The 21202-nt window shown below is 56.9% G+C and carries 30 protein-coding genes and 1 pseudogene; 7 read left to right on the plus strand and 24 right to left on the minus strand.

What is annotated here, in order from left to right; translation table 11 throughout:
* Positions 1–14: 14 nt before the first annotated feature.
* The 10 genes from ACFQJD_RS01195 to ACFQJD_RS01240 all read right to left on the minus strand — a co-directional run bounded on the left by ACFQJD_RS01195 (position 15) and on the right by ACFQJD_RS01240 (position 6262).
* Positions 15–380 (minus strand): DUF7568 family protein, encoded by a 366-nt coding sequence (locus tag ACFQJD_RS01195; RefSeq protein WP_379795564.1) that lies wholly within the window; start codon positions 378–380, stop codon positions 15–17.
* A 3-nt stretch (positions 381–383) separates the two neighbouring features.
* On the minus strand, positions 384–875 hold the full coding sequence (locus ACFQJD_RS01200; protein ID WP_379795880.1) for a hypothetical protein: 492 nt from the start codon (positions 873–875) through the stop codon (positions 384–386).
* 106 nt (positions 876–981) lie between these two features.
* Positions 982–1404 (minus strand): hypothetical protein, encoded by a 423-nt coding sequence (locus ACFQJD_RS01205; RefSeq protein ID WP_379795565.1) that lies wholly within the window; start codon positions 1402–1404, stop codon positions 982–984.
* Positions 1405–1479: 75 nt separating this feature from the next.
* Positions 1480–2142: a DUF6735 family protein gene (locus tag ACFQJD_RS01210; RefSeq protein ID WP_379795567.1), complete on the minus strand. Its 663-nt coding sequence runs from the start codon at positions 2140–2142 to the stop codon at positions 1480–1482.
* Between the two features lie 203 nt (positions 2143–2345).
* Positions 2346–2762, minus strand: a complete 417-nt coding sequence (locus ACFQJD_RS01215) for a hypothetical protein (RefSeq protein WP_379795569.1) — start codon at positions 2760–2762, stop codon at positions 2346–2348.
* Between the two features lie 76 nt (positions 2763–2838).
* The gene (locus ACFQJD_RS01220) at positions 2839–3402 is read right to left on the minus strand and encodes an ArsR/SmtB family transcription factor (RefSeq protein ID WP_379795571.1); all 564 of its coding nucleotides are present in this window, start codon (positions 3400–3402) and stop codon (positions 2839–2841) included.
* A gap of 129 nt (positions 3403–3531) precedes the next feature.
* A complete protein-coding gene (locus ACFQJD_RS01225) occupies positions 3532–3912 on the minus strand; it encodes a hypothetical protein (protein ID WP_379795573.1) in 381 nt (126 codons plus the stop codon).
* A 107-nt stretch (positions 3913–4019) separates the two neighbouring features.
* Positions 4020–4208, minus strand: coding sequence for a hypothetical protein (locus ACFQJD_RS01230; protein WP_379795575.1), 189 nt, complete (start codon positions 4206–4208; stop codon positions 4020–4022).
* A 142-nt stretch (positions 4209–4350) separates the two neighbouring features.
* Positions 4351–5238 (minus strand): hypothetical protein, encoded by an 888-nt coding sequence (locus tag ACFQJD_RS01235; protein WP_379795577.1) that lies wholly within the window; start codon positions 5236–5238, stop codon positions 4351–4353.
* A 100-nt stretch (positions 5239–5338) separates the two neighbouring features.
* Positions 5339–6262 (minus strand): transcription initiation factor IIB, encoded by a 924-nt coding sequence (locus ACFQJD_RS01240; protein ID WP_379795579.1) that lies wholly within the window; start codon positions 6260–6262, stop codon positions 5339–5341.
* Between the two features lie 281 nt (positions 6263–6543).
* On the opposite strand from ACFQJD_RS01240, the gene ACFQJD_RS01245 reads away from it, so the two are divergent.
* Positions 6544–7506 (plus strand): hypothetical protein, encoded by a 963-nt coding sequence (locus tag ACFQJD_RS01245; RefSeq protein WP_379795581.1) that lies wholly within the window; start codon positions 6544–6546, stop codon positions 7504–7506.
* Positions 7507–7509: 3 nt separating this feature from the next.
* Positions 7510–9381 carry a hypothetical protein gene (locus tag ACFQJD_RS01250; RefSeq protein WP_379795583.1) on the plus strand — a complete coding sequence of 624 codons (1872 nt, stop codon included), beginning with the start codon at positions 7510–7512 and terminating at the stop codon, positions 9379–9381.
* Between the two features lie 17 nt (positions 9382–9398).
* Here ACFQJD_RS01250 and ACFQJD_RS01255 read toward each other — a convergent pair whose 3' ends face one another.
* Positions 9399–9749, minus strand: a complete 351-nt coding sequence (locus ACFQJD_RS01255) for a hypothetical protein (RefSeq protein WP_379795585.1) — start codon at positions 9747–9749, stop codon at positions 9399–9401.
* A gap of 83 nt (positions 9750–9832) precedes the next feature.
* Complete coding sequence (locus ACFQJD_RS01260) at positions 9833–10177, minus strand: hypothetical protein (protein WP_379795587.1); 345 nt, start codon at positions 10175–10177, stop codon at positions 9833–9835.
* Positions 10178–10330: 153 nt separating this feature from the next.
* Between ACFQJD_RS01260 and ACFQJD_RS01265 the strand changes: the two genes are divergently transcribed.
* The 4 genes from ACFQJD_RS01265 to ACFQJD_RS01280 all read left to right on the plus strand — a co-directional run bounded on the left by ACFQJD_RS01265 (position 10331) and on the right by ACFQJD_RS01280 (position 13255).
* A complete protein-coding gene (locus ACFQJD_RS01265; protein ID WP_379795589.1) occupies positions 10331–10600 on the plus strand; it encodes a hypothetical protein in 270 nt (89 codons plus the stop codon).
* On the plus strand, positions 10561–11466 hold the full coding sequence (locus ACFQJD_RS01270) for a ParB/RepB/Spo0J family partition protein (protein ID WP_379795591.1): 906 nt from the start codon (positions 10561–10563) through the stop codon (positions 11464–11466). Before ACFQJD_RS01265 ends, ACFQJD_RS01270 begins: the two co-directional genes overlap by 40 nt.
* A gap of 64 nt (positions 11467–11530) precedes the next feature.
* Positions 11531–12415, plus strand: a complete 885-nt coding sequence (locus ACFQJD_RS01275; RefSeq protein ID WP_379795593.1) for a hypothetical protein — start codon at positions 11531–11533, stop codon at positions 12413–12415.
* Positions 12416–12418: 3 nt separating this feature from the next.
* Positions 12419–13255 (plus strand): ParB/RepB/Spo0J family partition protein, encoded by an 837-nt coding sequence (locus ACFQJD_RS01280; protein ID WP_379795595.1) that lies wholly within the window; start codon positions 12419–12421, stop codon positions 13253–13255.
* Between the two features lies 1 nt (position 13256).
* Here ACFQJD_RS01280 and ACFQJD_RS01285 read toward each other — a convergent pair whose 3' ends face one another.
* The 4 genes from ACFQJD_RS01285 to ACFQJD_RS01300 all read right to left on the minus strand — a co-directional run bounded on the left by ACFQJD_RS01285 (position 13257) and on the right by ACFQJD_RS01300 (position 16890).
* On the minus strand, positions 13257–14138 hold the full coding sequence (locus ACFQJD_RS01285) for a DNA-methyltransferase (protein WP_379795597.1): 882 nt from the start codon (positions 14136–14138) through the stop codon (positions 13257–13259).
* 173 nt (positions 14139–14311) lie between these two features.
* Positions 14312–14461 carry a hypothetical protein gene (locus ACFQJD_RS01290; RefSeq protein ID WP_379795599.1) on the minus strand — a complete coding sequence of 50 codons (150 nt, stop codon included), beginning with the start codon at positions 14459–14461 and terminating at the stop codon, positions 14312–14314.
* Between the two features lie 350 nt (positions 14462–14811).
* Positions 14812–15774, minus strand: a complete 963-nt coding sequence (locus tag ACFQJD_RS01295) for a homing endonuclease associated repeat-containing protein (protein ID WP_379795601.1) — start codon at positions 15772–15774, stop codon at positions 14812–14814.
* Between the two features lie 216 nt (positions 15775–15990).
* The gene (locus tag ACFQJD_RS01300) at positions 15991–16890 is read right to left on the minus strand and encodes a DNA-binding protein (RefSeq protein WP_379795603.1); all 900 of its coding nucleotides are present in this window, start codon (positions 16888–16890) and stop codon (positions 15991–15993) included.
* A gap of 28 nt (positions 16891–16918) precedes the next feature.
* Here ACFQJD_RS01300 and ACFQJD_RS01305 point away from each other — a divergent pair, with 28 nt between their 5' ends.
* Positions 16919–17206 carry a hypothetical protein gene (locus tag ACFQJD_RS01305; RefSeq protein ID WP_379795605.1) on the plus strand — a complete coding sequence of 96 codons (288 nt, stop codon included), beginning with the start codon at positions 16919–16921 and terminating at the stop codon, positions 17204–17206.
* 273 nt (positions 17207–17479) lie between these two features.
* Here the strand turns inward: ACFQJD_RS01305 and ACFQJD_RS01310 are convergent, their stop codons facing one another.
* From ACFQJD_RS01310 to ACFQJD_RS01345, 8 genes and pseudogenes are all read right to left on the minus strand, one after another.
* Positions 17480–17809, minus strand: a complete 330-nt coding sequence (locus tag ACFQJD_RS01310) for a hypothetical protein (RefSeq protein ID WP_379795607.1) — start codon at positions 17807–17809, stop codon at positions 17480–17482.
* 31 nt (positions 17810–17840) lie between these two features.
* Positions 17841–18353 carry a hypothetical protein gene (locus ACFQJD_RS01315; protein WP_379795609.1) on the minus strand — a complete coding sequence of 171 codons (513 nt, stop codon included), beginning with the start codon at positions 18351–18353 and terminating at the stop codon, positions 17841–17843.
* On the minus strand, positions 18354–18656 hold the full coding sequence (locus ACFQJD_RS01320; RefSeq protein ID WP_092893815.1) for a hypothetical protein: 303 nt from the start codon (positions 18654–18656) through the stop codon (positions 18354–18356).
* Between the two features lie 71 nt (positions 18657–18727).
* Positions 18728–19054 (minus strand): DUF7558 family protein, encoded by a 327-nt coding sequence (locus ACFQJD_RS01325; RefSeq protein ID WP_379795611.1) that lies wholly within the window; start codon positions 19052–19054, stop codon positions 18728–18730.
* Positions 19054–19344 carry a hypothetical protein gene (locus ACFQJD_RS01330; RefSeq protein ID WP_363463445.1) on the minus strand — a complete coding sequence of 97 codons (291 nt, stop codon included), beginning with the start codon at positions 19342–19344 and terminating at the stop codon, positions 19054–19056. The genes ACFQJD_RS01325 and ACFQJD_RS01330 overlap by 1 nt, the downstream gene beginning before the upstream one ends.
* A gap of 193 nt (positions 19345–19537) precedes the next feature.
* A complete protein-coding gene (locus tag ACFQJD_RS01335) occupies positions 19538–19891 on the minus strand; it encodes a hypothetical protein (RefSeq protein ID WP_379795613.1) in 354 nt (117 codons plus the stop codon).
* Between the two features lie 259 nt (positions 19892–20150).
* Positions 20151–20585, minus strand: a complete 435-nt coding sequence (locus tag ACFQJD_RS01340; protein WP_379795615.1) for a hypothetical protein — start codon at positions 20583–20585, stop codon at positions 20151–20153.
* Positions 20586–20593: 8 nt separating this feature from the next.
* Positions 20594–21126: pseudogene (locus ACFQJD_RS01345) on the minus strand (sugar-specific transcriptional regulator TrmB).
* Between the last annotated feature and the right edge of the window lie 76 nt (positions 21127–21202).

Here is a 21202-nt window from a genome sequence, read left to right on the forward strand (position 1 = left end):
GGTATATTGATAACTTAGCGCTCAGCGCCATAGACAAGCTGTGACGGGGATTCATACCCACAGTTCCGACACTCGAACCAGCGCTGAACCTTCGCGCCGTCAGCCGTTTTTCCACCGATTGCCACCTCGCTGTTCGGACACTCGGGACAACTCAGTTCGGGCGCTGGCCGGTCACGGAGCTCGTCACGGAACGATTTCGCGTCTTTCGTCTCGTACCCCCGCGACCACACTGGGTAGCCGTCGACGAGGATTGTGCCACGCCACTTGTAGCGGTACGAGTCCGGTGCTCGGTGTAGGACAGCGCGAGCGCCGGTCTCGGTATTCCGGTATGCGAGTGTGGGCGTGCGGCTCTCGCGCTTCCAATTTGTGATCCGAGCCATCTGTTAGAAGTGGACGTCGGCGGGCACGATCCAGAGCTCCTCGCTCTCCTCCAGCACTCGATCCAGCTGCTCACGGTGACGGATACCGTTCGCATATTCGTTGTACAGGAAGATCGTTGGCCCGTCGTAGGCGCCGACCTGGTGGAAGGCGTGCCGAGCGAGATCTTCGTCGCGCATGATCTCTTCATCGGAAAATTCGTCAAGTGCCTCCCTCACCCGTTCGAGATTCCGCTCGAACTCCTCTTTCGTCGCCTCCCAGCCACGCTCAAGCAGGTCTTGGCCGGCATCGGAGTCGACGGGGGCTGCAGTCGGCAATTCACCCCATCGCGCCTTCCCCGCAACGGACGTATCCTCCTCATCGAACGTCACGTGGTAGTCGAAGACGGCGCCGGCATGTGGGTCCGCGCCGACCAGGCGGTCGAACACCGTCTTTCCGGTGGCCAGTGCGTCGTCGTGGGTCGATTCTTCTACCAGAGCGTAAATCACCATGTGCATCTCGAACACCTCGAAGCGCCAACGCACCGGGAGTCGTTGCTCGCTCACTCCTGCTGCGCCGGCACCCATCGCCGGCACTCGAAAAACATGATCTAGCGGTCGATTTTTAGGACTCGTTCGCTCGCTCGACTGTGATGGTTAGATCGCCCGACGCGTAGTCGGCCTCGAAGTCGACGGTGAACGCATCCGAGTCGTACGCGGCGTGGTAGGCACGGTGTCGTTCGAGCGACCCCGTCGCCTTGAAGTGGAAGAACGCAGCTGCAGTGTAGGGCTTGCTCTGAGTCTCGACTTGCGTCTCGACAGAGGCCGGGAGCGCGATTTGTGGTGTGTCCGTGTCGATACTCGCAGCGAACGCCTTCGCTTCCTCGACGCTCGCCTGCGAATGTGCGGGCGTCTCGCCGGTGAGCACGTTTACCGGCGTCTCGGTATCGTCGGTGAACAGGACATCGTGGAAGGTGCGTGTCCCGAGGACTGCGTCGGGATCTAACTCGCAATCGTGGAATGGATCGTCGTCTGGTTTCTTGGGCATCAAATCACGAGCCTACGGTGGGGCTCAGTCCTTTCTGCCCCAGAAAAACCACCATCTGCTTCGACGCAAATCGCCCTACGAGCGGCTGAGTGTCGCGTCCGGAGACGGTGCTTCACCGCTCGGGATGCGCAACTCTTGGCGCTTCCCGATCCACTCGCCGAGCTTCTGCTTGAGGTACTGGCGAGCCGTCGACCGGGTGAACACACCCTTGTCGACCATATCGCCAACGACGTCTTTCAGTGCCCGGAACTGCCCCTTCAGATGGCCATCGCCGACCGGCTCGCCGTCGTGCCACCGAACGGTCGCGAGCGCGCCGTTCCCAACCGTCTCGCCGTGGTCGATTGTCTCCGAGTCGTACTGCAGGCCGAACCACAGCGTCCGGTAGGCGGTCACCTCGAAGGTGGGTGACACCACGAAGAACGCCTCGTGGTGGAGATAGTCGAGGTGGTCCGCGACGATCTCGTCGAGGGTAAGCCCGGTGGCGCGGGGCTTCGGCTCGACGACCGTCGACGGGCGGTCTTCGCCGGCGAGGTAGCCGTCGACGGCATCTGCTTCGAGGCCGTCGGCCAGTTCCGCCAGCAGCTGTTTCGCCCACTTGGAGTCGGGGTCGTCGCCACCGAATGGCGACTCAGCCGAGATTCGGTGCTTGAGCTTCAGGTTGGCTGCGCCCCAATGAGAGTAGTGGAGCGTGTACTGTCCGTCAGTTCGTTCGTACGCAACGAGTGCGCGGTGGCCCATTGAACAATCACCTCGTAGGACGACCCACGACTGGATCGCCCCGCACCCCTCCCGGGGGACGAACAACGCTACCAGTAGTTGCTGCGAGGCTTCTTTATTCGGGATGAGTACTGATATTGGGGCGGCTAAATCGGTAAGTGGAGGCCACGCACATACCCGAGGACGAGACTTCAGGAGTTTCTTCCCAAAATCGAACGTGTTAGTCAGCTTGTGGCTCGTTGTTTACGACGGTATTCAAATCCACCTATCACGCCCGCGAGAGCGACGACCCCGACCCAAGACAGAATATACAGAGCGAATGGTGTCGGAACAGCAGACGGTGGACGAACTGGGCCTGCCAGCCACGAGCCGAGCCCTGAAAGGAGTAGGAATACACCGACGATGATAGCGGGTGATATGACCTTCTCACCGACGTAAAACAGAGCGGGAATGAATCCAAGGAGGAACATCCCGAGAAGGATGTACGCTCCGTTAAGTGGTTTAGCCATAAGCATATCCCACAAGTCATCAAACCAACTGTCCCATAGAAACACAACCAGAGCAGTGTGGGCCACCCCACCGACTAACCCACCGATAATTGAAGATTTCGTGTAAATCGACTGCTCTGAGGTACGTGCCATGCTCCTCAATTGACCATCGTGGTGCATAAAACAGCGTTTGGGTCAAAATTGATTTTGACAGGAGAGGGTATTCCGCTTATCTGTTCCAGACCCACAGAAGGACGACCAGTCCAAGGACGAATAACCCGCCGAGGAGAAATTCCAATCCGGGGAATGATAGTAGTTCCAGAAGCGTCAGGTCGTCACTTGCACCACCGGGCTGGCCAAACGCTTGGAAGGCAAACAGTAGAGTCGAGATGACAAAGAGAAGTCCAGTAGCCCCTACAAGCCGTTTGAGAAGGTCACGGAAGCCAGTCTTACGTTCTTCGGTGCCTACGAACATGACGACGGGGTCATCGGCGGGCGCGTACACGTTCATCTCCTTTCCTTTCTCGGAATACCGTGTGCCGGCTACCTGAATCACGCCAACGTCTTCGAGGTTATCGAGATGATAGGAGACGTTCTGAAGGGACATATCAAGTCGGTCAGCAAGTTCTGATGGAGGAGCCGGCTCATCGTAAATCGCAGTCAGGATACGCCGGGACGTATCCGATGAAAGAGCCTCAAACACGTCCGCTGAACCATCGTCGCCAACACCGAGAACCTGTATCTCGCCTTCTTGCTCGCCCGTCACGTCACCGGTGGAGGGCAGTAAAGACATACCACCCTGCTTGGTTCGCCCCAATATAAAACATGGATTCCCACCGCTCTGGGTGACCAATACGCATTCTGTACTGACCGGCTGTTCCAGCTCTCGTCATGGACAAAGAAACCGTATCGGCAACTACTGCTACTCGTCGATCGGGTCGGGGGAACTGAGGTCCGCGTGGAGGACTTCGCTGTCGCGGACGACGTACCGTTTCGCCAGCACGGGAAATCGGCACTTGGTAAATCCGGCTGTCTGAATGTCGAATTCTTCGTTCGGTTCGAGATACTCCGCGAGCGACCGGAGGAACTCGTGGGTGACGATGCCACCGTCGTAGTCAGGAAGCCCGTTCTCACGAGCCTCGTACACTTCGAAGCTGTCGTAGCCCCAGATGATCAGTTCGCCGTCGTCGTCCACCTCCCAGTTGAGCGTCCCGAAGCAGTGGTTCTCACAGAGCTCGCGGACTGCCTGTGGATCTGATACGAGCGCGCCGGTCGATGTCGTTGCGGCTTGGAGTGTTGCCATGGATTGTTCTCGGGGAGCTGTCTCGCGCCCCCGCACCCCTTCAGGGGGCGAGCAACTGCTCACGCTGTGACGGCCACATGACGTTGTGCTGCCGACGCGTCGAGCTGTCAGGATTCTCTGTTGACGTCACCGTCCCTCGTCGTATTCGGTTGGGTGAGAACATCCACCTGCCCGAGGAGCGTCGTCGCGGTGCTAATTCGCTCTTGATCAGCGGGCTCCAATTGGTCGCTGTCGATACTGGTGAGGCTACTGAGCGCGCGGTGGAGTCGATAGCCGGGGGTGTCTCGTGGGTCCATGTGTGCGCCTCCGCCAATTTACGGCGCGAAAAAACACCGGCGGGCAGTCAGCGGGGCGGTTCGGGAGTGATCACGAACTGACCTCCAGTTAACCAACAGAACGAATCGATATCCGGATTTGTTGGTTAAACTGACACCATCTCTACTGACCGGCTTCGGGTTCGGGTCCATAGCGAGGTGTCCCGCACCGCTGACACTCCCACATGGGCTGCCCGGTCCACTCGTCATCGGGGACAGCCTCGAGTTCGCGGAATCGATGCTTAGTCTCCCGATCACATTCCCGACACTCGAGGTGAGTCCTGTTTGGGCGCTCGCGTCGTGGCTGTTCGGTATCGGTCTTGTCAACGGATTCCTGGAGCGCAATCGCTGGCACCAGCCAGAGGTCGTCGTCTGCGTCCTCACGTAGGCTTGCAAGACGAGCTTCGGTGCGAACCTCGCTCCCGGTTTCGTCGTAGAGAAACGTCGCGTGCTCGCCGTCGTGACGGGACTGCGTCGTCTCTATCCACGCCGTCCGCTCACGAGCAGCCGCGAGCAGCTGATTACCACATTCAGACGTGACCCGTGTCGCCGAGGGGAGCGAGGGCCACTGATCGACAAGCTGTGGGGCCGGTTCCTCGTCGAGATCGTAGATTAGTTTGCAGTCATCGACTACTGGGTCATCGTCTGCCTTCACGAGGAGGGTAGCCGCAGCAGATCCCTTCCCGACGGCGCCGTAGAACGTCGACGCCTCGACGAGCAGCTGGATGACGTGGAGGAGAGTCCGTTCGGCAGTCGATGTGTCCTGATCGTCGGCTGTTTCGAGATGGTTCGTGAGACAGAACCGGCACTTCGACTGGCCAGCGGGGATCGACGCTCCACAGGAATCGCACTCGGTCTCATCTGCAGTCGGGTCGTCTGGATAGCCCGCGTCGACGCCACCAGAGCGTTGCCGCCGGGGCTCGCCACTACTACTGGCGAGTTGGTCGTCGGGAGCGTGAGTCGCTTCGCCGAGCGGTCGGAGGGCTTCGTAGTCGGCGTACTGGTCGGTCATAGAGTGGTCTGGCCGTATCATGCTTCGTCTTCGGGTTTAAACAATGGCTCTCACATCAATCAGCCTACAGACATACAACCGAAAATCAGCAGTGGGGGCGTTAGACAGCCAGTTCGTCCAGCGCGTCGCGGTGGGTCCGCACGGTGACCACCGAGACGTTCGCAACGTCAGCGACGTCCGACTGGGTGAGCCACCGTCCGTCTTCGCGTCCGGCCTTGTACAGACAGGCTGCAGCGAACCCGGACGGCCGAACCCCCGTGGTTGCTTCGGTTGATTCGGATGCTTCCGCCAACTGCCGAGCCCGCTGCCGGATCTGATCGGAGACGTCGAGCTCCGAGGCCAACCGCGGAACGAACGCACTGGGCGTCACGGGCTGGGCTGGTAGGCCGAGTTCTGTATTCAGCGTCGTGTATGCGTTCGTCACCCGCGATTGCTCGACGCGCGCTGAATGGGTGATGCCGTCAAGCGTTCGAGGTCGCCCGTTACACCGACACGCGCCGTAGACGCTCGCGGCGGCCATCGCCTCGATTGAGCGGCCCTGGAGGAGGTCCTCGTTCTGGGCGCTCCGGAAGAGCCGGCAGGCCTGGTCACGAAGCGTCTCGGACAGTTCGAGTGCACTACTGATCCGGCGAACTTCACTGAGTCCGTGTGCAAGGTTGCGTTCGGCTTTCGACTGAAACCGCCCACGCGTCTGTTCACGGCGCATCCGGAACAGCCGGCGTCGCTTCTGCTCGGAGAGGCTGTTCCCGTTTGCATCGGTCCCGCGGCCGATCTCCGTCGACAACCCACGATCGTGCCGCGCCGCCGTCAACGGAGCGCCAGTCCGTTCGCGCTCGTCGTCGAACCCTCGCCACTCTGGCCCGTGGTCAATCCGTTGCTCGTCGATGACGAGGCCGCAGTCCTCGCAGACAGTTTCGACTGCATTGGTAGTGACCCGCCCGTCGCACTCGGGACACAGATTAGCGCTCGACTCCGTCTGGACGTCCTCGTCGAAGTCAGTTTCGTAGATGTCTCTGATTGCCATGGTTCTCACCGTGTTCAGGGAACTCGCCAGTACGGCGAGCCCCTCGCCCATTGAGGGGTAAAAAAATCGAGGGGATGCTGGTGTCTTTATGAGACCTATGTCGGATGAATATCTTGAGGATAGCACAATATGGCGGAGTTCGCATATGGAGGGCTATCATTAATTCCTAATTTTATAACCGGTTTTATATTGATAGCGCTAATTGGGTGGGATAAGGCTATATGACGACCGTTCGCTCAATTTGCTTAGTTGGCTGTGAGCTGTCTGAGAACGGTGAAGACATGGAATTTGATGTTTTAGGCACTCTGTTAGAGGATGATTTGCAGGACGGAGAGGAAGAGTCAGAAGTGCATCAAACCTGCCGCAGACTATTCGAGGATGTGTGGCGCAAAAAATATGAGCGGGAAGACAGAGCGAATGCGCGTAATCATGAATGGGCAGGTTCTGCATATGAGGCGGTTGATCTGGATTCTTCCGATAGTACTCCAATCGATATCCTCGAAGAATTAAGGGAAGGGAGAGATTTTAAAAGTAATTCGGTAAAACTCACAGAACTATTCCTCCAGCAGGTACGTGAAGTACCTAATGAAATTGCTGTCTTGGATTTGTTAATATTTGGCAGATTCACTAGGGGAGACGAGGACTTTATTACAATTATTAAAACTCCGTATATAGATGACGCATATAATATCAACCCGGATACTGAAGAGATCCTGACTGAAAATGAACAGGTGATCCGAGAACAAACCGATAAAAGCCTCCTCTACCCCCGACATGATGGAATCGATGAAGAAATAGATGATTCGAAGGTTCAAGTGTTTCAGAAACGGGGTAGTTCCAATTGGGCTAACTACTGGTACGAGTTTATTGATCTTGAGGAAAATGAGTATCCTGACGAGCTTGTTGAAAGCACATTCAAAGAGCGAGCAGCCGAAGGAGACAATGACGCTGTGTTTTCAACATTTGGTGAGTTTGACGAAACGGATTTAGAAGATGAATTCGATACCGATGGAAGTCTCAACAGTGGGGATATTTCAATCCAATTTGCTGGTGAGCGATTGAAGATATCTATTGAAAAAATAAAGTCGGATGACAGGGTCCAATTAGCTAGATCGGACGACAGTGAAGAATATTATCTGATTCTCAAAGATACGGATCCTGAATTCCCGGTCGGTCCATCCGGCTCAACAAATCCGCTTTTCGATGATATCAGCGATCTACCTGTGATTCAGGACCTATTCTGAATTATGGTCGCTGAAGAGGTCCAAGCCTTGAGAAGCATAGTTGATCTATTTCCAAGAAAAGATGAGGTCTTGGAGAGAATAAAGCTTAGCGGACGCTATAATGAGGTTGATCCCTCTCTTGATGATATAATTGGTCTAGTTTCCGATAACAGCCACATTTTCACATCTTTTGAAATAGAAGAGAGAGATGGTCCTCGGCTATTTTTCGAGCTGTCTGGAGACACGATTCGGAACGTAGGTTTGGATGATCTGGATGAACCAGAAGCAGACTACGAAGAAATTGAGCTTTCCAGTTTTCAACGTCGACGAGATGAGGGTGATTGGGAACGAGCAGGCTCACATCTGGATACAATTTGCGCTAATATTGACAGTACAGTTGGCCTGTCTGTTACAGCTATAGTCAATAAGTCTCAAGTAGTTAATGAGATAGAATCCGATGCATCCCCGACTTTTGCTGGCATCGAGACGAATTCGCACTTTTGGCTTAGTGAGGGAAGTTTTCTTGACTGGGTAGAAAACGAACTTCCTCCCCGAATCGGTGAGGTGATGTTTGACGCAAACCGTCTCCCCATACTCTTTTTTGACGACAAATCTGAATTGACGATTGACCAATCTGTCGTAGCAGGTACTGATACCTTAGACCAGCTTGATGCTGATTCACTCCAGCAGGCTTTAGTTGAGTATCGGGCGTCGCAAAGCCAGGTCAGAGAGTACGTGAGTTGGGATGAACATTTGACTCCGGTCCATCCTAAGCCGGTTAATACAATATATGACTACTGTGCCTCTGGTTCACTCTCTCATCTCCTCGTTTACTACAACCTTGGTCTATTCTGTAGATCAGTATCACGGGAAGACGACGTCACAAAATTTAGTATTGAACTGAATCCAGAGCTGGAAATCGGACTGGAAGATGCCCAGCTTCACGAGGGATTTTCTGACAGTGTTGCATCTGGTTTGGAAGAGTTATTCGACAACTTCTCACCTGAAAGTACTGAGCCTTCTTTTCGAGGGCTATGGCAGAGGGCTCTTGCTGAAACTATTGCCGGCAGACAAGATGAAATTGATGGTGAAGTAGAGAAGCTGGAACTAATTGTTGAGAACCGGGATGAGATTACTGAGACATTAGAGCGGCTTGAAAGACAAGTTATAAAGGAAGATTTCGAAGGTCTCAGTGATGCCCTTGACGAGACCCAGGCTCTTATGGCTGATATCACGAGCCGGCTGTCGGATGCGGCCACAGAAAGTTCTCGTAGAATTCAGGGATTAGGATTCACTCTACTCGGTGCTATAATTGCGAACATATTTTTGGTGCTCCGGTGGAGCGAAAATCGTCTTGTTATCCCGTTCACGATATTCGTAACGGTTCTAATCCTGACATTTTATCTCCCCCTGATTCAAGGGCAGATTGATGACTTGGATCGGGTTATCAGAGAATCCGAGAATGATTTCATACTCTACCGGGACCGTATTCGACAATTCAATCAGGAACTCTTCGAATTTTCCCAGTTAGAATCTCGTATTAACAGCTATCAGGAGATCGCGAGGAAACAGAGAGATAGGGCGCAGAATTGGGTGGATACTTCGTTCTATGTTCTTTTAGCCCTCTGGACAATTTTAGCAGCTATCTCTGCAGTAGCCTTCTCTGTTGATAGTCTTCACTTCCTTTCGATCATCGTATCTGTATTGCTATTTACTGCGCTTGTGCTGCCGTTTGATTACTCACCAGTCGGGAACGATTATTTTGAGCGACATATAGTTATAATGGTAATTGTTTTTGGTGTCGCCCTGATCGGTCTTAGCCTGTGGATCGGCCAGAATCCAGACGCCTATAGCTGGTTTGACTCGCTACCTCGTTTCCAGTCGAATAATCAGTAGCTGGGCGATTCACTATACTACAAGAAACGGTCGTCGAACCAATCCGCCATCTGCGAAACAAAGGTTCTGTAGTGAACCCTGTCCCCCTTTTGCGGAGCTGGTGGGTCAGTAACAAGCTCTGTCTCGCCGATATCGTCCACTGGGTTCGTATGATCGACAACAATTACGCCTGCCCCATCGAGGTTTGCCGACATTTCTCCCTCAGCACGGTCAATGCTATCGAACAGATCAACGATCTCTTCGATAATACGCTCGATATGCGGGTGGTCAGTGATATCATCTGGATCTCGAGTAGGGGAGTCAAACTGGTCTGCGATATTGAGTAGGAGAATGCCACACGTAAGCGCCTGCTCGTGGTGGGTATGCATAATATCCGCAAACGAGTTGATGTCCCGCTGTCGATTCCTGCGGGCCTTCTGATGCTCCGTAATAATGCTCTTCGCGTCTGCCGCTAGCCAGACCTCACTAGGGTGTCCTTTGTCATCCCACCTTCTAATGGTGCCTGTACATCACCTGAAGGGGGACCAATTACAAGATCGACGTTCCATCCCAACCCTCTGGGATCACCGACATCGTAATCCTCCGCGAATACGATCTCGCCCGCCTGTGCCGCTTCTTCGATTGCATCGCTTTCATACATCAAATCCTCAACGAAGTACTGGCACTGAGCAGCTCCGTGCTTGTCGCTCCTCGGGTGATAGGGGGCGTCTTTTGGGTATTTCCATTCCCGAGATTGGTTCAACCAGTCAACGATTCGCTCGTCACCGAACCGATGCCCGTTTTGGGAATCCGACATCTACCGCGAGCGTCTCGCGGGTATTAATTAATTCTACTGCTCTAATAGGGTTCATCCCTGGCACAGAAAACATCACAAGTCAGCTCTCCGACCAGCGGAGACAGGCAGGGACTACAAAAGGTTGAATAGGGCGACCGTCACATAACAATTTAAATGGCGCTCGAAGTACAAGACGGCACATTCTATATGGTACAACTTCCCGACGGAAAGACGCTCCACCAATCGGAAGATGAAGCAATCGAGTACCTCCGGGACCGAGCTGAAGATGTAGATCCCGAAACGGACGACGTGAACGTTGTTCGGGTTTCAGTTGAGAACGAGGACTGGACGGTCGCTGAAATGTCGTGGCAGAATATCGCTCTCCGATTGATGGGGGAGAATAAATGGACGTTAAAGAAGTCAGCCCTAATGAACTCGAAATAGACCCGACTAATGAGCGTCGGGAGAACATCAGTCCCGAAAACTTCGATCCCGAAGAGGAAGATGAATCACTAGTGGACAGTATCCGTGAGCAGGGAGTGATTCAACCGCCCGTTGTTCGTGAGGATAATGGGACACTCAAAGTGGTCGTGGGGCAGCGCCGAACGTTGGCCGCACAGACAGCAGGGATTGACCGGATCCCCGTAGTTGTAATGGACTACGATGACCAGGAAGCAATCGCTGCGAGTATAACCGAAAACGTGGACGCGTTCAAGAAGTCCGTATCTCGTAGCGATCGGGCCGCTGCCGTCCAGCGCCTGATGGATATGAATGACTGGACGATTGCGGAAGTCGCTGACTATCTTGGAGTTGGTACTGCGACTATCGACGACTGGTTAGAACGGACAAGGGAAGAATGGGAAGGAACGAACGTCCACGTCGACAAGACGGACGAAGATTCCACTGAGACTCAGACCGAGGTCGAATCAACGAACGAGGGTTCTACTGAGATTGAAACCGAATTTGATGAGGTTGATGACAAATCGGTAGCTGCCATTCGTCGAGTAACCGGTGGTGGGGAAGAAGGCGAACAAATGGTCCAGAAAGTTGTCGAGAACAATCTGAGTCAATCGCAAGTTTTGGAGGCGACTAAGCGAGCCCGTCGTGGCGAGGATCTCGATCAGGTAGTTGACGAGATCGCCCAAGAACGACAGGAACGCCAGGGTGAGATTCGTGTTAATGTAAGTGTCACATTCACCGGCGATTACGGTGAAGCCCTTCGAGAAGCTGCTCGTGACATGGGAACCTCCGAGGAACGGGTCGTCCGGGGCGCTATTGAGCAGTACCTGGAAGAAGAAGAGTACCTGTAACGGCCTTTTTCAATTTCACTTCCTGCTGAACCGTTAAGTGGCTGCTAATCGCACTTCCTGTAAGATGAGCGCCAGCAATATTGATATCCAATCCATCGTACGAGATGGTTTCATCGAAGAACAGGGGGAACAGGCTAGTGTCAAGTACGTTCCTTACTCAGCCGCGTACTGTCTTCGTGCTGTTCTGGAGATGGTTTCGCCCGAAAACATCCAATTCGTGCGAGCAATGCGACAGCCACAGTGGGACGTAGACGACATCGATCTCGTCGCAAATTCACCGGTCTCTGATTTCGTGGAGGCTGTTCATACCGAAGGAAAACGCATCGACGTACACTTTGACCGTGGCGACTATCTCGATGAGTTCCCGTGGCAGGACGTAGAGGATGTTCTCGATGAAAATGAGACGGCCCACGACCTACCAGTTAGCAAACTCGTGCTTCGGTTCGAAGACGAGGAAGGCGACTTTACTGACCTTTGGCGCTCGAAAATCGATGACGCAATTGAGGATCCAAATTTCCCGCTCGGCTGGATTGAACCACCATTTTTTGTAGAAATGACTTCTGCGGATCCTGGCGATCCGGATATTGCAGACCACGTTAAGGAAGTTCATGATGACCGCTACTTCCACCCTCGGTCGAATACGGTTGATGGGGAACAAGGACTGGGCCTTCGACCTCGGACGCTCGATGTGACTAGTGTCCAATCTTTCGCGAACTGGACCAGCTCGACGGATGCGGAGCTACAGGCGTGGTCGGAACGACAGACCGAGGAATGGACGCCCGAAAAGGTAGAAAACCGACTTATGAATTTCTTCAATCGGGATGTCAGATACGCCGGAATGCTTCATGATTCGGCGATAACTACCCGCCTGGTCGACACGATCTCAGATGAGCATATGGCTCCTAAGACCTTCAACTGGGTCGAGGATGAGGAATGGATCCAGCAGTAGGCGATGAAGGAGATTGACTACCTGAAACTTGACCCTGATGACTTAGAGATCGACCCCGTCAACGAGCGGAAGTCAAACGTCCATCCACAGAAAGGCGAAAACTCACTCGTCGATAGCGTCAGAGAGAAAGGCGTCATTCAGCCTATCGTCGTCAGAGAGCGGGACGGCCAGTTCTACGTGGTTGCTGGACAACGGCGAACTCTCGCTGCGCAAATTGCTGGCCGTGATGAGATCCCCGCTCGAGTGATGGAAATGGATGACGCAGAAGCTCGCGTTGTCTCTATCACAGAGAACGCTGAGCCGTTTGATAAATCCGTTCCCATCGATGATCGCGCGAAAGCGATCAAGAGCCTGTATGAGGAAGAGGGATGGAGTCAAGCTAGAATCGCAGATGAAATCGATGTTAGCCAACCCACCGTCAGTCGATGGATGGAACCTGCACATCCCGATTGGGCGGGGACACTTATTGACCCAGATGAAGACGGAGAAGTGAATGCTGAGGACGTGCCACTCGGGAGCCTGAAACTCATCCGGGAGAATACGAATTCCAAGGAGAAACGTGAAGAGTTAGTGAAGTTTGTTAAAGAGAAGAATATCAAGAAGGCATTAGTAGAACGTGCGGCCCGCCGAGCCGAGAATGAGGCGGACTTCGAGGAGAGGCTGGACAATATCGCGGAAGAACTACAGGAGGGCGAAACGACTGTTAAAACAGATGTGCGCTTCTCTGGTGAGGAGGCAAATCAGATTGAGCGGATTATGAAGGAATACGGGAAGCCGAGAGATGAAGTAATTGAGGAGCTGACTCGAAAGGGCTTACAGAGTCTCGGACTCCTCGATTGAGCTACCGATTGACCGCAAGGGAGAGATTTTCGTAGTTCGTTAGGGTACCTTGTTCTTCTTTAAGACGAGCTTCGGCGATGTCGACATACTCTGACTCGAGTTCGACGTTGATCGAGTTGCGGCCACAGCGACTCGCCGCGACGGCGGTGCTCCCGGTCCCGGCGAACGGATCGAGCACCGTATCGCCGACGAACGAGAACATCCGAATCAGTCGCTCGGCCAGTTCAGCGGGATACGGGGCTGGATGGTCCGTCTGGCGCTCACCCTTGATGTCGTCCCACAGTTGCCGGAACATCTTCTGGTGGGTGTCGGCCTCGATGGTCGAGAGGATCCGCTCGGCGATGTCCGGACTCCGGTAGCCGCCGGGCTTGCGGAACAGCAGAATGTACTCGATGTCGTTTTTGATGACCGCCCCCGGTTCGTAGGGTTTGCCGAGGAACCGGGCGTTCCCGCCAGCCTCGAGACTCGCGTTCCCGATCTTGTACCAGATGACGGGCGCGAGGTTGTCGAAGCCGATGTCGGTGGCGTGTTCCTGAATCGTCGCGTGCAACGGGAGGACCCGATGCCGCCCGTGGTCGCTCCGGGAGCGGAGGACGTCTCCGACGACCACACAGAGTCGCCCGCCGGGCACGAGCTTCTCGTAGATGTGCTCCCAGACCTCGTCGACGAGTTCGTTGAACTCCTCGTAATCGTCGATGTCTCCGAGTTGCCCCTCCGACCCACCGCCGTTCTCGATGTTGTAGTCCTTTAGGTTGAAATACGGCGGCGAGGTGACCGCGAGATGCACGGACTCGTCGTCGATCATCGAGAGGTCTCGCGCATCACCGTGATAGAGATCGTGGTGACTCGGCAGCGATTTGACCGCCTTTTCGACCTCGCTCATCCGCCCTTTGTCGCGTGCCAACGCCGGGATTTCCGACTTGAGCTCTTGATCGGACAGCTCGAGCAGGTCACGACAGGAATCGGGAATATGCTCGCGAAGATCCGCTGAATCAGCCATCTTGTCTTGGTTTGGTAGCGCCATCGTTTATAGTGTTTGAGTTTGGGACTGCTTGGTTAGCGGTACTCCTGCCGCAGCGACTGCGTACACTCGTGATTGCGAATCCGCTCTGGAAGGCCGACTTTCCCACAGACGGGACACTCCCGCAGGGGTGTCGGCGGCAGGTCGTTCCAGGCGTCCAGCGCGGCCTCTAACTGTGCTTCCACGATTGGCGACTCGGTCGTGCGGCGGGCTTCGCGGAGGTGAATTCGAAGCCGCTCTCGGGCCGTGAGAGTACGTTCCTCGGACATTGGTGCTCGGGGACACGTTCTGGTGTGCCCTCCGTCCCTCTAGGGGCAAATAAACAGACTGCGTTGCGACAGCGGTCTTGTCTCTGGGTACACCACTCCCAAAGCTGTGACTCCGGTTGTGGCTGCCGGCCGACCGGAGGGAGGCCGGGAGCGGAGGGTGGGGCGGTGGGGCTTGGGCTGGTCTGGCAGTAGAACATCAACAGGTTACCGCTCGTCCGATCGCCATTCAGTCAGCTACTCGTTTGAATGGCCACCGGCTGCGAGATTCATCGGGTATCGAGTCGAAGCGGTGATGCCCGTTCCCAGAGATGGTGATGCTCGACACACACCGTAATGAGGTTGTCTAGCCGGTTGGCCTGATCAAAATTCACCTCACTCTCGTCAGCGTCAAACGCACTCAGTGGCTGAATATGATGTACGTGAAGCCCTCTCGTGAACTCCTCGCGGTGAGTCTCTTGAGTCCGCTTACATCCGGGTGTTTGACAAATATAGTTGTCGCGTTCCAGTGCTTTCTGCCGCTGTTCGTCCCAGTTGTCACCGTACTCGCGCCACTTGTAGGCTGGCTCCTCTTTCCAGTTGTTATTGTCTGGCCCTGACGGGCGACCAACCGGTTCGTAGCCGGCCGCTCGGATCGCAGCTTGCCACCCGTCCCACCGCTTGAAATAGGGTCGATGTGAGAACTCCCCGTGGCTTTTCATCTCTTGCGCTGTTGGGGTCTTTCCTAATTCGTCGACAAGCCGGTGAATCTCCTCGAGTAATTCCTCATTCGAAATTCGATACCGGTTGTTGGGATCGTACCCAGCCGCTTCTAACGCCTCGTTCCAGCTTCCAAAACGATTCTGCGCGATTGTGACCGTGAAGTTGCCCTCTGAGCGCATTTCGGCCGCCGTTGGCGGGGTCCTGTTCTCCGTTGCTAGCCGTCTGATTTCGTCGAGGAGTGCGTCTTTGGATACCCGGTGCTGGTTCACCGGTTCGTATCCTGCCGTTTGGAGTGCCTTCGCCCAGCTGCCAAATCGGTTTTTGTACGTTCCAGCTGAATACGCTCCCAACTCATTCATCTCGGTAGTTGTTGGGGAACGGCCTAGATCGTCTACGAGACGATTGATCTCGGCCAGTAATTGTGTGTCAGAGATCCGGCGGCTATGGTTACTGTTGTGGCCGCCCAGCGCTTCCGTCGTTTCGAAGGACTTTCCACAAACATCGCAGGTTAGGTCACGTTCACCCGTCATCTGTCTCGCCCGGAGCGCTCGTGCGCCCGCACCCCTCTGGGGGCCAGATAAACTCGTCCGGGCTGCGAACCCTTTCTGCCGGTTTACCTGACAAATTTTGATCCAGTGAGTAAGGTCGTGGCTGCGCGCGCAGCGAAGCGAGCACGGAGCGGAGGGTGGGGCGGCGGGGTCAGGGTCGGTCCGGCATACAGCAAAAAAGAAGGCTGCGTCAGCTGGCTATTCTTCCCACCACCGACCGCGCTCGGGGAAGTGGACCGTGGTCCAGCCGGTCAGAGCCACTGAGACACGCCCGTTGTACCAGTTCTTGGCCGCCCCGTGAATCCGAACACGCTCACCTTCTTCGATCCAGGGCTGCTCACTTGCCACCCACGACGTCAGCTTCGTTTTCCCACTATCGTCCTCGATGAGTCCGACTTGCTGAATTGCTGGGGAGTCGCTCTCCCACAGCTGCGTCACACGACCTTCGATGCTCACCTCTTTGCGATTGACGTCCTCGAGTTTCCCGATGGGAATCACTTGCCCCGGCGCCGTCTGCAACTCCTCGAACACTCCGACGACCGCGCTCGTCAGATCTTTCCCACCGACGACGGCTGTTCCCAGCCGCCGACCAATCGCTGCTCGCGACCAGCCATCCAGCTTCTCTGCCAGCCGCATCGACTGCTTGTTCACCGCCGCCAACTGCTCCTGCGTGAGTTCCGCACGAGGATCGTCTCGCTCCGGGTCAGCCATTGGGTTCACGCTTGCCGCCCGCTTCTGGAATTCGGCCCGGCGCTCGGCACTCCGTTTCGCCGCGACCTCCCGCGTCCGCTTCGCGCGTCCCTCCTGCTGACTGAGTTCCGCCTGGGCACTGATGTGCTCCAGCTCGGCTTCCCGGGCCTCGATGCGCTCTTCCTGTTCGAGGGTCTTCCCGAACAGGTGATCCGGACCTTCCTTGACCCGCGCGTCCGGATGGTTGGAATCGACTTTCGCCTGCACTTCCATGTCGACCGTCGCCCGGAACTCCGGGGTCTCGTCGACGACCTCGAACCCATCCTCGTCGAACTCCGCTTCGTCGTGTTTCTCGAAAGCCTGTTCATCGACCGAAACTACTTCACTTGAGACGTTCTTACTTGACATTGGAACTCACACGTTCCTGAAGGCGCTCATGCGCCCGACACCGCGATGCTCCAACATCGCGGATTTCCTCGACGACAACGACCGACAGAACCATCTGCGCGCTCTCGCTCGCGCCTTCGCGAGCGCCCTGTGGGCGCGAGCGAGAGCGCGCCCGAGGCGGACGCCCATCCAGCACCGCGCGCCGACCCGCCCGGAGCGAGCGGCCAGCGCATTCCCCGTTCGCCGCGACGCAACCACGTCCGTCGCGGTCGGCTTCGCCGAGGTCCGCAGGACCCGAACGGGTGAAGCGCTGGCGCCGAGGGCACATGCATTTTAGCCCGGAACGGGCGCGGGCGGTGCGGAGAGCGCCCGCACGCCCGGAATGGTCGGTCGCGAGCGACGCGGAGGGCGGCAGCGGCGAGCGGGGCGGGCCATAACGGACACACCTGTCAGCCGGCCACGACACTCGGCGATCCAGCTACCGTCCTGGTGGACTTAGGAAGGGCGAGGCCGCCTCGGTCGTCCCCCGACCCCGCAAGCACCGCAGGCACGAGGCGCGCAGCGGTGGTCGCGGGATGCCGAGCGGCCGAGGGCTTTCAGAAACTGTATTTCAATCGTCGGGCTGCGCGTTCAATTCTGTCAGGAACTGGCCGGCTGCTGTCCCGATACGAACACCGTCGACGTTACGCATCTCGAGGTCATGCGTGGCAGTCCGAAAGGGGTGGTGGTCGACGAGAACGCGATGGATAACAGTTCGGACGGGGCGGGTCCCGTACCTGTCGACGACAGTCGCCATCATCTCGTCGAGATGTGCATCCCGGTGCTCCGTCCGGGGATGCTGTGCGCGCTCGAGGATGAGTTCGACCATGTCGTCAACTGATGCGTGCTCGGGATTCTTCGTTCGTTCACGAACGTCGTAGAGGGCGTCGTTATCGGACATTCCAAATCACTTCGAAGGATCCTCCATGGTGTCAGGGCTCCTTGAGCAACGAGCGAGCTCGCTGCACGTAACTGTTCGCGCCCCAGCTACGGGCGTCACTGATCGCATCGAGGAGCAACCGTGCATCAGCAGCTGATAGGTGTTCAGTTCGAACGAGAACTGAGAGTAGCGTCGGTGTCGTGACGAGCCGAGTATCAGCGAGTGAGGCGTGGATCAAGCCAAGTTGGTTGAACTCGTCACAGAGGAAAAGCGCAGCATTGAGATTATTCGCGAGCGTGACCGCCGCGTTTTCACCGTCATCGAGGGGGAACTCGGCATCGAGGTCCACCGACTGTGTCGTGAATGACTCCGTTTGGTCGAGGACGGCGGACGCGGCGTGTCCATGGACGTCATCGTACGAGGCAATCTCTCGGAGTTCATCGATGACCGCCGTTGGGACGACGACCTCGTACCGGGAGAGACAGAGTGCGAGTGGATCGGGACCGTCGTCAGTAACGATCCCGAGACTCACGAGGGCGGAGGCGTCTGCGATAAGCCGCGACATCTAAGCGTCGGCGACCTCGTCGATGAAGTCCTCGTCCAACTGCTGTTTCAACACTCGGAGGTTTGCCGCCTCCTCGGCGCCGACGAGCGCTTTGAGTTGCTCGAAGGTGATCTCATCGTCGTAATAGGCGGCAGCGATCTCCTGGGTGAGTGCGTCGTCGTGAGCGGCGTCTTGGAGGTACTCCCGAAGCGCGGTCACGAGGACGTCTGTTCGGTCTTCCCCGAGGACTGCGGCCAGTGCGTCGGCCCGGTCGATGAGCCGATCGGGGGCCCGAAACTGCACGCGCTTCTTATCGGTGCTCATGATGTGTACATTGTGAGCCAACGCACTTAGCCGTTTCCGTGTGTACGATGTGAGCCTCACGCGGCCAAGCCTCACTCGGCCACGAGGTGTTCCTCGAGGTCACGCGTCCAGTACCTCGCGAGCCCACCAGGGCTACAGCGAGCACACAGTTGGAGCGGCCCCTCGAGATGGCCGAGTTCGACACGGAACCGGGTAAGTGCCGCGAGGGCGTCGACGACCAGTCCGCACCCGTCGCAGGCGTGGTGGTCGCGCTCGTCAGGATCCGGCCGCTCTTGGACGGCACAGTTGACACAGATCGGGTGCGTCACCCGTTCGTCTTTCCCCCACGTATGCGCCTCGCCCATCTCTGCACCGGGCGGTGAATCGCAGAACGCACACCCAGAAAGCGTCTGTTGCATCAGTTGTCCTCCGCGTCGGCGTCGGTGGCGGCCTGCCAGCCACGATGGAACACGGCGAGCTGGGTGATCGACTCGAAGGGCTTGCTACTGGGCTCGTGGACGAGAATGCGGTGGTCAGGGATCGGCGTCACCACATCGTCCTCGACGAGGTCACCAACGAGACGGCGGGCAGTCGCCTCGTCGATGTCCGCCGTCGCGACCCGGGACGCATCCCGGTCCTGTGCAACGAGTTCGGTTTCGAGCCGGTCGTAGTCGCCTGTCGTGTCGTCGATGATATCTTGACCAGACATAGGAATCACGCTTCTGCACGCGCTTCGAGCGCGCCTCACGCCTCCTGGCGCCGATAGACACACCTGCGGTGCGGGCACGATGTCCTCCGTCAGCGATCTGCCTTCAGCTGCCTCGTTCCTGGTTGGAAGGAAGCATGACGCTACTCCAACACCTACTGTAAGCCACCCCTTGCTGTCGGTCCCTGTCGGTCTGTTAGAGTGCGATCACGAACCCGGTCACAAGTGTCACGAGTCCGAGTGCCAGCCACGTCGTCCGCGCTGCAAGGCGCTGCCAAACCCGCCTCCCCAGCTGGCGGAGTTGATCACGGAGGGCTGCCCGCCGTTCTGTTTCGAGGACCGCGACTTCATCGTAGTAGTCGCGGCGCTCTGCGGGAAGCGTCCGAAGTGTCGTCTGGCACTCACTGCAGGTGTATTCGAACTCTGCACGGACATGCTGGCGGCGGAATTCTTGCTCGCCGCCCTCGTCGTAGCCTGTGATCTCGTACACGAGGAGTTTCGAGACGAATCGACGGTTCCCACACTCCGGACATTGGTCCATCCTGAGCATTGGTGTTCCATCCTCGCTGCTCGTATCGTCTGGCCAGGATGTCTGTGGTTCTGTGTCCTCGGCCTCTCGAGGGCTCGTGTGGTTTTCTGACGGCGATGCACTCGCTGTCTCGGAGTTACTGAACGTAGACATGGATTCACCTGTGACTGCACTCAGCTGACACCTGGCTGGACACCACGACGGCACTCCTGGTGGTGCCTATCGGGCTGAGCGCCGTCACCCTTGGTCGGCGCGATAAACGCCACTGCGGGGGAGTCGTCTAGTCGTCCCACAGTACTGCGATCCGGTCTTCGATCTCGTCGAGGACGAGTCGCAGGACATCACGATGATCGGTCGGCCAGGAGTCATCGTCACCGGGCGTCGGGGCGGTGGGCGGGGGATGGAAGTGGTCGCGCGTATTGTGGGGGTTCGGATGCCGATCCCATCGGCATTCCCAGGTGTGCTCCGAATGGACCTCTCGATAGTGGATTGTGAAGTCCTCGTTCGTGTACCAGCGGACGGTCAGGATTGCGTCATCGACGGACGCTGGGTAGTATGACGATGCAAAGACGACCTGAAGCTCGAGATGGCCGCTTGCATCCGTGATGGCCGCGTGGGAGACCTGCCTCGTCGCTTGGAGACGCGTCTGGAGGAACTCGAGGATGGGACGATCGATGGGGGCAGGGCTCCCGCCATCGCCTGTCGGTGGCACCATCGAGCGGGCTACCCGGACGCCTGTTCGCGCTCGCCACCCGTGCGTTGCTGGCGTGCGCGCTCGTAGCGGTCACGCTCCTCGCGGGCGGTCGCCCAGTCGGCGAGGTCACCGTACACGTCGTCGATGGTTCGCTCGTCGCTGCCCTCCGCGGCGGCGACGGCGTCGACGGCGGCCGGTGACGCGGCGTCGTACGCCTCTTCATACTCGGTGATTCGAGTCGTCAGCTCACGAACACGTTCCTGAAGTTCCTCAACGGAATGGTCGGCTGCGAGCTGGTTGATGCGCCGCCACTCGAAATACGCGTCATTCCGTTCGTAGGTGGCTGGATGGCCGTCGTGCCGGGTGACGATGCCGAGGTCGTCGAACCAGCCCAGATACTTCCGGGCGGTCTTGGGGTCACAGTCGGCGCTGTCGGCGATCGCGCTCGCGGTTGTCGGCTCGCGGGTCTGCAGGATGGTGCCGTAGATGCGCTGTTCGACGTCGTCGCTGGCGAACGCATCCTCAAAGGGGGCGGCCCATCGGCGGCGTCTGTCTCGGACATACTTGTGCTTGCAGAGCGAAGGATATAGTTCTTACTTCGAGGAATAGTTTCCTGAACTGCTGTATCGTTGGTAGTC

Origin of the sequence: Haloplanus sp. GCM10025708, assembly GCF_042663985.1 — an archaeon.
Taxonomy (GTDB): Archaea; Halobacteriota; Halobacteria; order Halobacteriales; family Haloferacaceae; genus Salinirarus; species Salinirarus marinus.

Coding starts and splice junctions, on each gene's coding strand:
- ACFQJD_RS01195 (WP_379795564.1), bottom strand. CDS start 380: ATGGCTCGGATCACAAATTGGAAGCGCGAGAGCCGCACGCCCACACTC.
- ACFQJD_RS01200 (WP_379795880.1), bottom strand. CDS start 875: ATGCACATGGTGATTTACGCTCTGGTAGAAGAATCGACCCACGACGAC.
- ACFQJD_RS01205 (WP_379795565.1), bottom strand. CDS start 1,404: ATGCCCAAGAAACCAGACGACGATCCATTCCACGATTGCGAGTTAGAT.
- ACFQJD_RS01210 (WP_379795567.1), bottom strand. CDS start 2,142: ATGGGCCACCGCGCACTCGTTGCGTACGAACGAACTGACGGACAGTAC.
- ACFQJD_RS01215 (WP_379795569.1), bottom strand. CDS start 2,762: ATGGCACGTACCTCAGAGCAGTCGATTTACACGAAATCTTCAATTATC.
- ACFQJD_RS01220 (WP_379795571.1), bottom strand. CDS start 3,402: ATGTCTTTACTGCCCTCCACCGGTGACGTGACGGGCGAGCAAGAAGGC.
- ACFQJD_RS01225 (WP_379795573.1), bottom strand. CDS start 3,912: ATGGCAACACTCCAAGCCGCAACGACATCGACCGGCGCGCTCGTATCA.
- ACFQJD_RS01230 (WP_379795575.1), bottom strand. CDS start 4,208: ATGGACCCACGAGACACCCCCGGCTATCGACTCCACCGCGCGCTCAGT.
- ACFQJD_RS01235 (WP_379795577.1), bottom strand. CDS start 5,238: ATGACCGACCAGTACGCCGACTACGAAGCCCTCCGACCGCTCGGCGAA.
- ACFQJD_RS01240 (WP_379795579.1), bottom strand. CDS start 6,262: ATGGCAATCAGAGACATCTACGAAACTGACTTCGACGAGGACGTCCAG.
- ACFQJD_RS01245 (WP_379795581.1), top strand. CDS start 6,544: ATGGAATTTGATGTTTTAGGCACTCTGTTAGAGGATGATTTGCAGGAC.
- ACFQJD_RS01250 (WP_379795583.1), top strand. CDS start 7,510: ATGGTCGCTGAAGAGGTCCAAGCCTTGAGAAGCATAGTTGATCTATTT.
- ACFQJD_RS01255 (WP_379795585.1), bottom strand. CDS start 9,749: ATGCATACCCACCACGAGCAGGCGCTTACGTGTGGCATTCTCCTACTC.
- ACFQJD_RS01260 (WP_379795587.1), bottom strand. CDS start 10,177: ATGTCGGATTCCCAAAACGGGCATCGGTTCGGTGACGAGCGAATCGTT.
- ACFQJD_RS01265 (WP_379795589.1), top strand. CDS start 10,331: ATGGCGCTCGAAGTACAAGACGGCACATTCTATATGGTACAACTTCCC.
- ACFQJD_RS01270 (WP_379795591.1), top strand. CDS start 10,561: ATGGACGTTAAAGAAGTCAGCCCTAATGAACTCGAAATAGACCCGACT.
- ACFQJD_RS01275 (WP_379795593.1), top strand. CDS start 11,531: ATGAGCGCCAGCAATATTGATATCCAATCCATCGTACGAGATGGTTTC.
- ACFQJD_RS01280 (WP_379795595.1), top strand. CDS start 12,419: ATGAAGGAGATTGACTACCTGAAACTTGACCCTGATGACTTAGAGATC.
- ACFQJD_RS01285 (WP_379795597.1), bottom strand. CDS start 14,138: ATGAGCGAGGTCGAAAAGGCGGTCAAATCGCTGCCGAGTCACCACGAT.
- ACFQJD_RS01295 (WP_379795601.1), bottom strand. CDS start 15,774: ATGACGGGTGAACGTGACCTAACCTGCGATGTTTGTGGAAAGTCCTTC.
- ACFQJD_RS01300 (WP_379795603.1), bottom strand. CDS start 16,890: ATGTCAAGTAAGAACGTCTCAAGTGAAGTAGTTTCGGTCGATGAACAG.
- ACFQJD_RS01305 (WP_379795605.1), top strand. CDS start 16,919: ATGCGCCCGACACCGCGATGCTCCAACATCGCGGATTTCCTCGACGAC.
- ACFQJD_RS01310 (WP_379795607.1), bottom strand. CDS start 17,809: ATGTCCGATAACGACGCCCTCTACGACGTTCGTGAACGAACGAAGAAT.
- ACFQJD_RS01315 (WP_379795609.1), bottom strand. CDS start 18,353: ATGTCGCGGCTTATCGCAGACGCCTCCGCCCTCGTGAGTCTCGGGATC.
- ACFQJD_RS01320 (WP_092893815.1), bottom strand. CDS start 18,656: ATGAGCACCGATAAGAAGCGCGTGCAGTTTCGGGCCCCCGATCGGCTC.
- ACFQJD_RS01325 (WP_379795611.1), bottom strand. CDS start 19,054: ATGCAACAGACGCTTTCTGGGTGTGCGTTCTGCGATTCACCGCCCGGT.
- ACFQJD_RS01330 (WP_363463445.1), bottom strand. CDS start 19,344: ATGTCTGGTCAAGATATCATCGACGACACGACAGGCGACTACGACCGG.
- ACFQJD_RS01335 (WP_379795613.1), bottom strand. CDS start 19,891: ATGCTCAGGATGGACCAATGTCCGGAGTGTGGGAACCGTCGATTCGTC.
- ACFQJD_RS01340 (WP_379795615.1), bottom strand. CDS start 20,585: ATGGTGCCACCGACAGGCGATGGCGGGAGCCCTGCCCCCATCGATCGT.